Genomic DNA, 13,602 nt, shown 5'->3' with positions numbered 1-13,602 from the left:
GTCGCCCAGAACAGGCGTCCATCCCGCTGACCAGCCACGAAGGGCGTCGCACCGAGACGCGCTGAGTATATTGGCTGCGAGCCAGTCAACGCAGGAGTTAAGCATGTCCCCGCGGAGCCCATCGGTCAATGAAGAGCTGAGGCGGCGTTCCCGCGAGCGGCTCCTCCAGGCGACCGTGGAGCTGGTCGGGGAGCGCGGCTACGAGGCGACGACCCTGGGCGACATCGCGGACCGGGCGGGGGCGGCGCGCGGGCTGATCTCGTACTACTTCCCGGGCAAGCGGCAGCTGCTGCAGTCGGCGGTGCACCGGCTGATGCACCAGACCCTGCAGGCGGCGCTGGAGCGCGAGCCGCGGACCGAGGACGGCCGGGAACGGCTGGCCCGGGCCATCGACGCCATCCTGGGCCTGGCTGTCGAGCATCCCGTCCTGATGCGGACGCACATGGCCGGAATCCTGCAGGCCGAGGGCTTCGTGCAGTGTCCGGAGCAGCAGCGGCTGGCGTTCCTTCTGCGGGACACGGTGGTCCGCTACGGCTCCGACCAGGTGGACACCGACTATCCGCTGTTGCGGGCGCTGCTGATGGGCGCGGTCTTCGCGGTGCTGTTGCCGGGGGCTCCCATGCCGCGGTCGCGGCTGAGGGCGGAGCTGTTCCAGCGGTACGGGCTGGAGTGGGAACTGGGCGTGCCGCCGGAGCGGGAGGCGCCCGGCGGCACGCTGTCGGTTCAGTTGTCCGTTCAGTCGTCGAAGTCGTCGAAGTAGTCCGGCTGCGTCTGCACGTTGAGCCGGTCCATCCGGATCAGCTTCGCCGGGTCCGTACGGCGGTCGTCGAGCTTCAGGACGTCGAAGCCCTTGATGATGTCGTTGGAGAAGATGTGGCCGTTGTAGTAGTACGCCGACCAGGAGCCGGCCGTGCTGAGGGTCGTCGCCGAGACCGGCCCGCGCTCGAAGTAGCCGATCTCCCTGGGCTTGCTGGAGTCGGTGAAGTCCCATACCGAGACGCCGCCCTGGTACCAGGCCTGGACCATCAGGTCCCTGCCCTTGACGGGGATCAGCGAGCCGTTGTGGGCGACACAGTTCTCGGTGTTCGCCTGGTGGCGCGGGATCTTGAAGTAGCTGCGGAAGACCAGCTTGCGGTGGTCGCCGCGGCCGGTGATGTCGTAGATGCCGTCGGCGCCGCGCTGGGGGCCGGTGGCCTCGTTGCAGGTGGCTCCGCTGCCGCCGCCGAGCTCGTCGGTGAAGACGACCTTGTTGGCCCTCTGGTTGAAGGTCGCGGAGTGCCAGAAGGCGAAGTTGACGTTGTCCTGGACCCGGTCGATCACCCTGGGGTGCTCGGGGTCCGCGATGGAGAAGAGGATGCCGTCGCCCATGCAGGCACCCGCCGCCAGGTCCTTCGACGGCAGCACGGTGATGTCGTGGCAGCCCGTGGTCTTGGAGACGCCGGGGTTGGTGGGTCCGCCCGGGTTGCCGCCGCCGTCGGGGCCGTCGCCGGGGAAGAGCACCGGGAAGTTCACGATGGCGGACTTCTCCGGAGCCTGGCGCGGCACCTTGATGACCGAGATGCCGTCGTGCGGCGGCTGGCAGTCGGGGAAGGCGACGTTGGGCGAGTAGGAGGAGACGTAGATGTAGACGTTCTTGCGCTCCGGCACCAGCGTGTGGGTGTGGGAGCCGCAGGCGGTCTCGACGGCGGCGACGTACTTCGGGTTGCTGATGTCGCTGATGTCGAAGATCTTCATGCCCTCCCAGGAGGACTTCTCCGTCGCGGGCTGGCTGGTGCTCGCGCAGGAGTTGTCGCTCCGGGAGGAGTCGGTCGACAGGAAGAGCAGGTTCCCGGACACCGAGATGTCGTTCTGCGATCCGGGGCACAGGACCTGGGCCACGGTCTTCGGTGACTTCGGGTCGCTGATGTCGAAGATGCGGAAGCCGTCGTAGTTTCCGGCGAAGGCGTACGCGCCCTGGAACGCCAGGTCGGAGTTGTAGCCGGGAAGGGCTTCCTTCGGGACGTTCGCCACATGGGTGATGTTGGCACTGTGGACGATCTCGTCCACGCCGGGTATCTCGCCCTCCTGGATGGCGGCCCTCGCTTCGGCCGCCTGCTCCGCGGAGACCGCGCCCCTGGATACGGGCGCGTCTCCGGGGTCGGGTGTGGCGGCCGCGGGTCCTGCCGCCAGCAGCGTGGCCAGCAGTCCGGCGGCGGCTGCCGCCACGCCCAGACGTCTGCGCCGCACGTGCGTGGTTCGCAACGAGGTCACTGCGTTCTCCCTTGCATCCGTTGGTAGTTGATCGGGGGTCACGGACCTCGGCAGTATCTTCCTTTGCATGCACATCTCAACAGATGGCAACACAGCCGTAATGAAAGTTTTTGATCACTCACGTCAAGAAGCGTGCTAGGAACGGTCAGCAACCACCGAACTTCACCGAAAAACCCCAGGAGGCCGCTGTGTTGAACCGTCGCAGAGCCGCGCGCATCCGCCGGTCGGCCGTCGCCGTGGCGTCGGCGGCCACGCTCCTCGCCCTGGCCGCCTGCGAGTCTCCCCCGGCGCGGAAGCCCCAGGCCACGAGCGGAAAGGGACCCTCGGTACTGGCTCCGGGCAAGCCGGGCGAGCCGGCGCGGACCCTCTCTCCGCAGGAGGCGGCCCGCGCGGTCCCGGACGACACCCCCAATGCGGCGGACTTCACCTACGCGCAGATGATGATCGTGCACCACGGCCAGGCGCTCACCATGGCCTCCCTCGCTCCGCAACGAGCGGGATCGGCCCAGGTGAAGAAGCTGGCGGCGCGGATAGCGGCGGCTCAGCAGCCGGAGATCAGCGCGATGGAGGGCTGGCTGAAAACCAATGGCGGGCCCCGGAAGAGCGACGGCCACGACCACGGTTCGATGCCAGGGATGGCGACGGAGGCCCAGCTGGCGCAGTTGCGCGACGCCAAGGGCACCGCGTTCGACGACCTCTTCCTGAAGCTGATGATCACCCACCACCAGGGCGCCGTCACGATGGCCGCCGAGGCCCTCTCCGACGGCAACAACACGCTGATCGAGGAGATGGCGAACGACGTCGTCGCGCAGCAGACGGCGGAGATCAACCGGATGCGCTCCATGTGACCCGCGCGGGCGGGCGCACCGGACTCTTCCCGGACATCACCCGCCCGCCTCTCCCGCTCGGGCGCGCACCGGTGCGATGCTGGAATCCCTGGCGGGAAGGAGTACGGCCGTGCTGCGTGTCGCCGTCGTCGGTTCCGGACCGAGCGGGGTCTACACCGCCCAGGCCCTGGTCGAACAGAGCCTGGTGCCCGAGGTCCAGGTGGACGTACTGGACCGGTTGCCCTGCCCCTACGGGTTGGTGCGCTACGGCGTCGCTCCCGACCACGAGAAGATCAAATCCCTGCAGAACAACCTGCGCACGGTCCTCGAGCACGAGCGGATCGGGTTCGTCGGCAATGTCGAGGTGGGCACGCGGGGGCTGACCCCGGAACGGCTCCTCGGGCTCTACCACGCCGTCGTGTACTGCGTCGGCGCCGCGCGCGACCGGCGGCTCGGTGTCCCGGGAGAGGATCTGCCCGGCAGCTGCTCGGCCACCGACTTCGTCTCCTGGTACAGCGCCCACCCGGACGCGTCGGGCAACGGGTTCGCCCTCGGGGCGCGCTCGGCCGTGGTGATCGGCGTCGGAAACGTGGCGGTGGACGTGACGCGGATCCTTGCCCGGGGCGTGGAGGAACTGCGGCCCACCGACGTCCCGCAGGACGCGCTCACCGCGCTGGCCGGAAGCCGGGTGCGCGCGGTGCACATGGTCGGCAGGCGCGGTCCCGGGCAGGCCAAGTTCACCACCAAGGAGCTGCGGGAGCTCGGTTCCCTGCCGGGGGCCAGGGTCGAGGTGGACCCGGCGGACCTCGCCCTCGACCCCTCCTTCGACGATCCCTCGGCGCTGCCCGCCGTCAACCGGCGCAACCTGGAGGTGGTACGCGGTTGGGCGGCGGCCGGCGCCGGGCGGGAGCCGGACACGGCGCGGGAGGCCGAACGCCTCATCCGCCTGCGGTTCTTCCTGCGGCCGGTGGAGGTGCTGGAGGAGAACGGCCGGGCGGCGGGTGTGCGGTTCGAGCGCACGGCCCCGGACGGCGCGGGCGGCGTGCGGGGCACCGGCGCGTACGAGGACATCGAGGCCCAGCTGGTGCTGCGGGCGGTCGGCTACCGGGGTGTTCCGCTGCAGGGCCTGCCCTTCGACGAGGCCCGCGGCACGGTGCCGCACGCGGCCGGGCGGGTGCTGCGCGGCGGGACCCCGTCCCCGGGCGAGTACGTGGCGGGCTGGATCAAGCGCGGCCCGACCGGGGTCATCGGCACCAACCGGCCCTGCGCCAAGGAGACGGTCGCCTCGCTCCTCACCGACGCCGTGGAGCTGTCCGGGCGGGTGGTCGCGGACGACCCGGTCGCCGAGCTGAGGGCGATGGGGCACCGCCCGGTGCAGTGGCCGGGGTGGCTGTCCATCGAGGAGGCGGAGGCCGCGCTGGGGCGGGCGCTCGGCCGGCGCACGGTGAAGATCGCGGACTGGGCGGGTCTGCGGGACGCGGCGCTCGGTCAGCCCTGAGGGGCCGTCCCCTTTCGGTCCGTCTCACCGGCCGCGGCGGCCAGCACACTGTCGAGGAGCCCCGGGAAGAGTGCGTCCAGATCGTCGCGGCGCAGCCCGTTCATCTTGGCGGTGCCCCGGTAGGTCTGCTGGATCACACCGCACTCCCGGAGGACCCGGAAGTGGTGGGTGGTCGTCGACTTGGTGACCGGAAGGTCGAAGTGCGAACAGGACAGTACGTCCCGCGCGACGGCCAGTTCGCTGACCACCTGCAGCCGCACCGGGTCGGACAGCGCGTGCAGGACGTTCTCCAGGCGGATCTCGTCGCGAGCGGGGTGCGCGAGCGCACGAGGGCTGGTCGCGGTGGTCACGGCGTTCACGGCTGTCTCCAGTTCGTCACTTCGGTCCGGAAGCTCATTGTACGAGAGTCCTCGTAGTTTGACAGATGGCGTACTACGGTGAGTATCGTACAAGCGTTGAACCGGCCCACGTCCGACGTGAATGGAGTCCGCCATGAGCGCACTGTTCGAGCCCTACACCCTGCGGTCGCTGACCATCCCCAACCGCGTGTGGATGGCGCCGATGTGCCAGTACTCCGCCGAGGTCTTCGGCCCGAACGCGGGCGTGGCACACGACTGGCACTTCGCCCACTACGCCGCCCGCGCCACCGGCGGCACGGGCCTGATCCTGGTCGAGGCGACCGCCGTCGCCCCCGAGGGCCGGATCACCCCGGCCGACCTCGGCATCTGGAACGACACCCAGGTCGCGGCGCTGCGCAGGATCGCCGACTTCCTCAAGCAGCACGGCACGGTGCCCGGTCTCCAGATCGCGCACGCCGGACGGAAGGCGTCGACCGCGCGCCCCTGGGAGGGCGGCGGGCCGGTGGGCGCCGAGGAGCACGGCTGGCAGCCGGTGGCCCCCAGCCCGCTGCCGTTCGACGAGGGGCACCCGGTGCCCACCGAACTGACGGAAGTTCAGATCGCCGAGATCGTCGGGCAGTTCGGGGCGGCGGCCGCACGGGCCCTGGACGCCGGCTTCGAGGTGCTCGAAGTCCACGGCGCGCACGGCTATCTGATCGGCGAGTTCCTCTCCCCGTTCAGCAACCACCGCACCGACGCCTACGGCGGCTCCTTCGAGAACCGCACCCGGCTCGCGCTGGAGGTCGTCGACGCCGTGCGGGAGGTCTGGCCGCAGGAGTTGCCCCTCTTCTTCCGGATCTCCGCCACGGACTGGCTGGAGGACCAGGGCTGGACCGGCGACGACACCGTGCGCTTCGCCGCGCTGCTCAAGGAGCACGGCGTGGACCTGCTCGACGTGTCCTCCGGCGGCAACGCCCGGCGGGCCAGGATCCCGGTGAAGCCCGGCTACCAGGTGCCGTTCGCGGCCCGCGTACGGGCCGAGACCGGGCTGCCGGTCGCCGCGGTCGGCCTGATCACCGAGCCGGAACACGCCGAGAAGATCGTCGCGAACGGTGAGGCCGACGCCGTGCTGCTGGGCCGGGAGCTGCTGCGCAACGCCTCCTGGGCCCGGCAGGCGGCGCGCGAACTGGGGGCCGGGACGCCGGCTCCGGACCAGTACGCCTGGGCGATCTGACCGTCCGCGCCCGGTGCGGCGCGATGCCGCCGCACCGGGCGCGGACGGCCTGACCTGGGCGGACGGCGAGCCCGGGGGCCGTTGTCAGTGCGCGGGTGCAGACTGGCCCGTACCCGAGACAACGGCGTCCTGGAGGTGTCGGCGATGACCGACGTACTGCTCACGGTAGGTACCCGTAAAGGGCTCTTCATCGGCCGCAGGCGCGGCGGACGATGGACGCTCGACGGCCCGCACTTCAACGCGCAGGCCGTGTACTCGATCGCCATCGACACGCGCCGTGAGGTGCCGAGGCTGCTCGTCGGCGGAGACAGCGCGCACTGGGGTCCGTCGGTGTTCCACTCCGACGATCTCGGCGCGCACTGGACCGAGCCGAAGGAGCCCGCTGTCCGGTTCCCCAAGGACACCGGGGCGTCGCTGGAGCGCGTCTGGCAGCTGCATCCCGCCGGCCCGCAGGAGCCGGACGTGGTGTACGCGGGCACCGAGCCGGCCGCGCTGTTCCGCTCCGTCGACCGGGGCGAGAGCTTCGAGCTGGTCCGTCCCTTGTGGGAGCACCCGACGCGCTCGCAGTGGGTGCCCGGCGGCGGCGGTGAGGCCGTGCACACCGTGGTCACGGACCGGCGCGACCCCGAGGCGGTGACGGTCGCCGTTTCGACGGCCGGCGTCTTCCGTTCCACGGACCGCGGGGCGAGCTGGGCCCCCTCCAACGACGGGGTGTCGGCGGTGTTCCTGCCCGATCCCCACCCCGAGTTCGGCCAGTGCGTACACAAGATCGCCCAGGACGCGGGCGATCTGGACCGGCTGTATCTGCAGAACCACTGGGGCGTGTACCGCAGCGACGACGCCGGTGGCACCTGGACCGACATCGGCGAAGGGCTGCCGTCCGACTTCGGTTTCGCGGTCGCCGCACATCCGCACCGGGCGGATGTGGCCTATGTCTTCCCGATCAACGCCGACGCCGACCGGGTCCCGGCCGGCCGCCGGTGCCGGGTCTACCGGACCGGCGACGCGGGCCGCTCCTGGGAGGCGCTCTCGGCCGGTCTGCCCGACGGGGACCACTACGGCACGGTCCTCCGGGACGCCATGTGCACGGACGACTCCGACCCCGCCGGGGTGTACTTCGGGAACCGCAACGGCGAGGTGTACGCGAGCGCCGACGACGGGGACAGCTGGGAGCTGCTGGCCTCCCATCTGCCGGACGTACTCTGCGTGCGGGCCGCCGCCATCGGCTGAGCGCACCGGTCGGGCGCGCACCGGCCGCACCAGTAGAGTGACGCCCCGTGGCAAGACCGTTGAAAGAAATCGTGGAGTCGGGGTGGGCCGACGCGCTCGCCCCGGCGGCCGAACGCATCGCCGCGATGGGCGACTTCCTCCGTACGGAGATCGCCGCGGGACGCACCTACCTTCCGGCCGGAGCGCACGTCCTGCGGGCGTTCCAGCAGCCGTTCGACGAGGTGCGGGTGCTGATCGTGGGCCAGGATCCGTATCCGACGCCGGGTCACGCGGTGGGGCTGAGCTTCTCCGTCGCCCCCGAGGTGCGGCCGCTGCCGGGAAGCCTGGAGAACATCTTCCGGGAGCTGCACACCGATCTGGGGCTGTCGCGCCCCTCGAGCGGTGATCTGACGCCCTGGACGCGTCAGGGCGTGCTGCTGCTCAACAGGGCGCTCACCACGGCGCCCCGCAAGCCGGCGGCGCATCGCGGCAAGGGTTGGGAGGAGGTGACCGAGCAGGCCATCAAGGCGCTCGTCGCTCGCGGCAAGCCGCTGGTGTCGGTGCTGTGGGGACGCGACGCCCGCAATCTGCGCCCGCTGCTCGGGGACCTTCCGGCAATCGAGTCGGCCCACCCGTCCCCCATGTCGGCGGACCGCGGTTTCTTCGGCTCGCGTCCGTTCAGCCGCGCCAACGACCTGCTGGTCCGGCAGGGGGCGCAGCCGGTGGACTGGCAGTTGCCGTGACGCCGCGCGCGTCGTCCGGCGCCGTACGGCCGGTGGCGGGGAGCCGGGCGTGAGCGGGGCGGGGCACTGGGTCCTCGGGGTCGACTCGGGCGGATCCGGTCTGCGCCTCGCCCTCGCGGACACCGCGTCGGGCGAGGCGGTGGAGACCGTGGCGTTCCGCGAGCCGGTGCGTACCGGCGCCGCCGGGATCGACGCCGCTCATCTGCTGGAGCGCCTGCTGCCGGCTGTCGAGGGGCTGCTGAGCCGCGCCGGTACGGGTGCGGCGGGCGCGGCGGGTGAAACGCCGCTCGCGGCGGTGACGGTCGGGGCCGCGGGAATGGCCACGCTCGGCGACGATCTGCGCGCCCGTCTGCCCTCGGCGCTGGCGCGCGCGTTCGGCGTGCGACGGCTCGCGCTGGCCGCCGACGCCGTGACGGCCTACGCCGGGGCTCTCGGGCAGCGGCCCGGAGCCGTGGTCGCGGCCGGCACCGGAATGATCGCGCTCGGAACCGATCTGACCGGGTGGCGCCGTGCGGACGGCTGGGGGCACCTGCTGGGCGACTGCGGCAGCGGCGCCTGGATCGGCCGCGCGGGCCTCGAGGCGGCCCTGCGCGCGTACGACGGAAGACCGGGCGGCTCGGCGGCGCTGCTGGCCCGTGCCGAGGGTCTGTTCGGTCCCGTCGCCGGGCTGCCCGGGCATCTTTACCCGCGGGCTGACCGGCCGGCCGTACTGGCGTCGTTCGCACCCGAGGTGGCCCGGTGCGCGGCCGGTGGCGATCCCGTGGCCGCGGCGCTCCTGACGCGGGCGGCCCGACACATCGCCGAGGCCGCCGCGGCGGTGTGCCCGACCGCCGGGACGTGCGAAGTCGCCCTGACCGGCGGCCTGTTCAAGCTCGGCGACCCCTTGCTCGTACCGCTGCGGGCCGAGCTCGCCGAACAACTCCCGCACGCACGGCAGACGTCGGCGGCGGGAGATCCGCTGGCCGGGGCCCTGCGGATCGCGGCAGCGCTCGCCGCGGGGCCGCTGCGCCTGCCGCACGACCCCGGCTTGCTGTACGTGCCGGCATTCCGGGGCAGTTGACGCGCAGGTAACCCATCGGACAAACACGGACAGATAGAGCGTGACTGTCCCCTGGCCGAGCAGCCGAAGGGTCAAAACCAGTAGCATGCGACGCCATGAGCTCCCCCACTGGGCCCGCTTCCGGCCTGCCTGTACGAATGCCGCGACCCCGCCAGTCCGGGCGGCACCGTCGCCCTGAACCCGTGGCAGCGCCCGAGGGCGCACCCTCGCTCGTTCTCGCCGTTCCCGGCGCCCCGTCCGCGGCCGTGCGCAGTCTGGCCGAGGAGGTCGTGAGCATCGCGCGCTCCGAGCTCCCCGGTCTCGAGGCGGCCATCGGGTACCTGGACGGCGACGACGCGGAGTACCCCGCGCTCTCGACCGTGCTGACGCGGACCGCGGCGCTGCGGGTGGAGCGCTACGAGCTCGCCCTCGCCGCGGGCCGTGAGGTCGCCGAGCCCACCGGCCCCGACGCCGTCGTCGTCCCGCTGCTCGCGGGCCCCGACAGCGCCCTGGTCCGGGCGATACGCCAGGCCGTCACGGACAGCCGCGCGACCGCCGAGCTGACGGATGTGCTCGGCCCGCACCCGCTGCTCGCCGAGGCCGTGCACGTGCGCCTCTCGGAGGCCGGCCTGGCCCGCGCCGACCGCGCCCGGCTGTTCACCGTGGCCACCGCCGCCGACGGCATCATCCTCGCCACGGTGGGCGGCGAGGAGGCCGTACAGGCGGCCGGGATCACCGGCATGCTGCTGGCCGCCCGGCTCGCCGTCCCGGTCATGGCCGCCGCGCTGGACCAGGAGGGCTCGATCGCCGCGATCGCGGAGCAGCTGCGCGGCTCCGGTTCGGCGCAGCTGGCCCTGGCCCCGTACCTGATCGGTCCGGAGCTCCCCGAGGGTCTGCTGGACCAGGCCGCCAAGGAGGCCGACTGCTCGTCCGCCGAGCCGCTCGGCGCCTACCCGGCGATCGGCAAGCTCGTGCTGACCCAGTACACGACGACGCTGGGCATCCCGTCGCAGCCGCAGGGGGCGCCGGTCCGCTGAGGCGCGGACACGTACGCACCTACGGAGAGGGCCCGCGCCGAATGTCCGGCACGGGCCCTCTCTCGTGGCTGGGACCTCCGGCCGCGCGCGGGCGGCCCGCGCCTCGGGGCAGGCTAGCGGGGGGCTCGGGAGCGCCCGCGCCGCGCGGTGCGGGCCGGGGCCCTTCCGCCAGGGGGCGGGCAGGAACGCGAGCTCACGGAGGATTTGGAGCCGGGGCACACCCCCGTGGGGAACCCGGACCAGCGGGCACCCTCCGCGGGCGGGGCCCCGGGGCCCGGACCCAGCGGACGAACCGGGCCGACGCGGCTCACGAGCACGGTGCCGCGCCGGTGCCGGGCCGGCCGGGGTCGGCACCCGGGCGGAGCCGGCCCAGGGCCGAGGCCACTCCGGGCCGGTCCGGACGAGCGGCCACCCCGGCGGGTCCCCGGCGGACAAGCGGCCACTCCCGGCCGGGGCCGGGCCGACGCGGCTCACGGCCACCAGCGCGGAGACAGCCTCGGGACCGCCGACGGCGCCCAGCCACGCTCCGTGCCCGCGCCGCGCGGTGCGGGCACCGGACCCGGCTGCGCCGGCTCATCGCACGCGCTATTTCGTGAAGACCACGCAGGACGCCGCCGGGGCCTCCATCGCGCCCGCGCGGTGGGGGATGCCCGTCTCCTGGTCGATGTCGAACCAGGTGACGTCACCGGAGCGTTCATTGGCCGCGTAGAGCCGTCGGCCCGCCGGGTCGAGGGTCAGGTCGCGGGGCCAGTGGCCGCCGCACGGCACCGACGCCACCAGCGCGGCCTTCTCGCCCGCCGCGTCGAGGGCGAGGACAGCAAGGGAGTCGTGGCCGCGTACCGCCGCCCAGATGAACCGTCCGTCGGGCGACACGACGAGCTCCGACGGGTAGTTGGTCCCCTCGGTGCCGTCGGGCAGGACGGCGGTCTCGCCAAGGGGTTCGAGGGCGCCCGCGTCGGCGTCCCAGCGGCAGACAGTGACGGTGGGCTCCAGCTCGTTCAGGACGTACGCACGGGTGCCCGACGGGTGGAAGGCCAGGTGCCGGGGTCCGGTGCCGGGCCGCAGCGCGCTCTCCCCGTGACGTCGCAGTGTGCCGCTGCCGGCATCGAGGGCCGCGATGTGCACGGAGTCGGTACCGAGGTCCACGGCGAGCACCCAGCGGCCGCTCGGGTCCGGGACCACCTGATGAGCGTGGGGGCCGGACTGCCGCCGCACACGGGGACCGCTGCCGTGGTGGCGCAGGACGTCGCTCGGGGGCCGGGGGCAGGCGTCCGGGCCGGTCGGCAGGGCGCTGACGCTGCCCGAACCGTAGTTGGCCGTGAGGACGTGACCCGCCGTGACGCACAGGTGGGTCGGACCTGCGCCGCGCACGCCGACGGCGGCGCCGATGAGGCGGGGTTCGGGGCCGGTGATGTCGAGGGCCGCGACGGCGCCCTCCTCGGTCTCGGAGACCGCGTACAGCACCTGCGCACCGGCGTCTTGCGCGAGGGCGAGGAAGGACGGGTCGAGGACCGCGTCCGTGAACCCCGTCGGGGTCAGCGCGCCGGTCTCCTCGTCGACGGTGGCCGCGATGATCCCCTGGCCGCCGGCCGACGTGAACGATCCGATGAAGGCCCGGCCCGGGCCACCGGCCACGCGAGCACGCTCCCCCGCGCCACCGGCGCCGCCGGTACCCGCGCCGCCCGTTCCCCCGTTACCGCCCGGCTCACCCATGCCGTTCCCCTCTCCCGCCGCGCCAGATCACCGACGCGCAGCGACGGTAGCAGGTCTAGACCAAATAGGGAGGGGATCCGGCCCGCTCTGCCCCGGAGGGGGTTCAGGCGGAGACGAGCGGCGCGTTCGGGGCGGTGCGCAGCGGGGCGGCCAGGTCGACGAGTGCCTTCTCCAGACCGTGCAGATGGCCGAGTGCCGGCTCGGCGCCCGGGTGGTGGAGCGGGACCGACTCGGCGTCCAGAGCGGGACGGGCCGGTTCCTCCGGGGAGACGAGAGCGTGGACGGCGGCCTCGACCCGCCAGGCAGCCGCGGCCAGCCGGGCGTCGTGGGAGGCGTCCGGGTCGGCGGCGACGGCGGCCAGCCCCCGCACCTCGCGCGCGCAGTCGTCCAGCAGCGCGAGCACGTGGCCGGCGCGGGCCTTGCGGGCGCGCAGCGGGCTCAGGGGGTGCACCAGTGGCGCCAGCGACAGCCGGACCCTCCCAAGGAGGACCTCCAGTTCCGCGACACGGACGGCGGGATCGGCCGCATCGGAGCCCGCGAGGCGCGCGGCGGCCTCGGCGGTGCACCGGTGCACACAGCGCAGCGCCTGCTGGATCCACGCGTCGGTGGTGGCATGCGTGGTGATGGGCAGGACGAGGACGACCGCGAGCGTCGCCCCCAGCGCCCCCACGCCCGTCTCGGCCAGCCGCAGCGCGAGGAGACCCGGGTCGAGTACGCCGAGCAGGCCGTACAGCGAGCTGACCATGACGGTGACGAAGAACATCATCCAGCTGTACGAGACGGCTGCCGTGTAGAAGATGCCGAAGACACAGCCGGCCACCAGCGCGGCGGTCGGGGCGATCGCGCCGTGCAGCGGAAGCGCGACGAGGAGCCCCGCCGCGATGCCGACGAGCGTGCCGAGGATCCGCCGGAAGCCGCGGATCAGGGTCTCGCCGCGCGAGGAGGTGTTCACGAAGATCCACCAGGCGGCGCCGACCGCCCAGTACCAGCGACCCTCGGACAGGAGCTGGCCCACGACGAGCGCGAACGCGCCCGCGGCGACGACCTGGACGGACTGACGGGTGGTGGTGCGCGACCAGCCCGAAGCGGGTGGGAGGGAGGGCACGGCGGGCGGCGTCTGCCGGCGCTCGTAGCACCACAGGCCGAAGCGGACGCCCGACGAGGCGAGCAGCGCCAGCAGGACGGCGGAGAACAGGCCGGGAAGCTGCTGGGGCACCGTGTGCAGGAACTGGGCCACGAAGAAGGTCATGAAGGCGAACACGCCCAGCGCGTGGCCCCGGGGGCCCCAGCGGCGGGCGTACACCCCGAGGCCCGCGACGGCGAGGAACGCCGTGTCGCGCAGCAGCGGGTCACCGTGGAGCCCGGCGGCGAGACCGAGCACGGGGAAGCCGACGACGGGCAGCAGCGCGGTCGTGACGGCCTGGGCGCGGACGGTCGCGTCGGTGACGGTGAAGAGGGCGAGGAGCGCGGCGAGCCCGCCGGTGATGACCGCGGTGAGGGTGTGGCCCGTGAGGCCGCACACGGCCACCGCCAGGCCGACGCCGAGGACGGACCGCAACGCGCTGCGCAGACGCAGCCGCCCCGGATCCGGCACCACGAACATCCTCTTCATCAAGCTTCCCGCCCCTTCGAGTCCCGGCCCGCGTCGCGGCGCCAGAAACCGGCATGAAAAAGGCGCCGCGGAATTCCGCAGCGCCATCGACCTCCCCATGAG

At 73.0% G+C, this 13,602-nt stretch carries 12 protein-coding genes; 8 read left to right on the top strand and 4 right to left on the bottom strand.

Features of this window, described 5'->3' with window-relative positions; genetic code table 11:
• Positions 1–103 precede the first annotated feature (103 nt).
• Complete coding sequence (locus ACZ7J0_RS09255) at positions 104–760, top strand: TetR/AcrR family transcriptional regulator (protein WP_470885497.1); 657 nt, start codon at positions 104–106, stop codon at positions 758–760.
• On the opposite strand, the gene ACZ7J0_RS09250 is transcribed toward ACZ7J0_RS09255, so the two are convergent.
• Positions 736–2,250 carry an LVIVD repeat-containing protein gene (locus ACZ7J0_RS09250; protein WP_470885495.1) on the bottom strand — a complete coding sequence of 505 codons (1,515 nt, stop codon included), beginning with the start codon at positions 2,248–2,250 and terminating at the stop codon, positions 736–738. The genes ACZ7J0_RS09255 and ACZ7J0_RS09250 overlap by 25 nt on opposite strands.
• Before the next feature lie 188 nt (positions 2,251–2,438).
• Between ACZ7J0_RS09250 and ACZ7J0_RS09245 the strand changes: the two genes are divergently transcribed.
• Positions 2,439–3,098: a DUF305 domain-containing protein gene (locus ACZ7J0_RS09245; protein WP_470885493.1), complete on the top strand. Its 660-nt coding sequence runs from the start codon at positions 2,439–2,441 to the stop codon at positions 3,096–3,098.
• Positions 3,099–3,207: 109 nt separating this feature from the next.
• Positions 3,208–4,575 (top strand): FAD-dependent oxidoreductase, encoded by a 1,368-nt coding sequence (locus ACZ7J0_RS09240; protein WP_470885491.1) that lies wholly within the window; start codon positions 3,208–3,210, stop codon positions 4,573–4,575.
• Here ACZ7J0_RS09240 and ACZ7J0_RS09235 read toward each other — a convergent pair.
• Positions 4,566–4,925, bottom strand: a complete 360-nt coding sequence (locus tag ACZ7J0_RS09235) for an ArsR/SmtB family transcription factor (protein ID WP_470886036.1) — start codon at positions 4,923–4,925, stop codon at positions 4,566–4,568. The two genes, ACZ7J0_RS09240 and ACZ7J0_RS09235, sit on opposite strands and share 10 nt — an antisense overlap.
• Before the next feature lie 142 nt (positions 4,926–5,067).
• On the opposite strand from ACZ7J0_RS09235, the gene ACZ7J0_RS09230 reads away from it, so the two are divergent.
• The 5 genes from ACZ7J0_RS09230 (at position 5,068) to ACZ7J0_RS09210 (ending at position 10,175) form a co-directional block, all read left to right on the top strand.
• Positions 5,068–6,147 (top strand): NADH:flavin oxidoreductase/NADH oxidase, encoded by a 1,080-nt coding sequence (locus ACZ7J0_RS09230; RefSeq protein ID WP_470885489.1) that lies wholly within the window; start codon positions 5,068–5,070, stop codon positions 6,145–6,147.
• Positions 6,148–6,291: 144 nt separating this feature from the next.
• Entirely contained in the window at positions 6,292–7,377 is a 1,086-nt protein-coding gene (locus tag ACZ7J0_RS09225; protein ID WP_470885487.1) for a WD40/YVTN/BNR-like repeat-containing protein, read from the top strand.
• Between the two features lie 59 nt (positions 7,378–7,436).
• Positions 7,437–8,099, top strand: coding sequence for a uracil-DNA glycosylase (locus ACZ7J0_RS09220; protein WP_470886034.1), 663 nt, complete (start codon positions 7,437–7,439; stop codon positions 8,097–8,099).
• Positions 8,100–8,148: 49 nt separating this feature from the next.
• Entirely contained in the window at positions 8,149–9,159 is a 1,011-nt protein-coding gene (locus tag ACZ7J0_RS09215; protein ID WP_470885485.1) for an N-acetylglucosamine kinase, read from the top strand.
• 95 nt (positions 9,160–9,254) lie between these two features.
• Positions 9,255–10,175 carry a sirohydrochlorin chelatase gene (locus ACZ7J0_RS09210; RefSeq protein WP_470885483.1) on the top strand — a complete coding sequence of 307 codons (921 nt, stop codon included), beginning with the start codon at positions 9,255–9,257 and terminating at the stop codon, positions 10,173–10,175.
• A gap of 585 nt (positions 10,176–10,760) precedes the next feature.
• Here ACZ7J0_RS09210 and ACZ7J0_RS09205 read toward each other — a convergent pair.
• On the bottom strand, positions 10,761–11,810 hold the full coding sequence (locus ACZ7J0_RS09205) for a lactonase family protein (RefSeq protein ID WP_470885481.1): 1,050 nt from the start codon (positions 11,808–11,810) through the stop codon (positions 10,761–10,763).
• A gap of 181 nt (positions 11,811–11,991) precedes the next feature.
• A complete protein-coding gene (locus tag ACZ7J0_RS09200; RefSeq protein ID WP_470885479.1) occupies positions 11,992–13,503 on the bottom strand; it encodes an FUSC family protein in 1,512 nt (503 codons plus the stop codon).
• Positions 13,504–13,602 lie beyond the last annotated feature (99 nt).

The organism is Streptomyces sp. NPDC038280, assembly GCF_055600045.1.
Note: the sequence above shows the minus strand (reverse complement) of the source record. Positions and strands in the feature narration are given on the sequence as shown.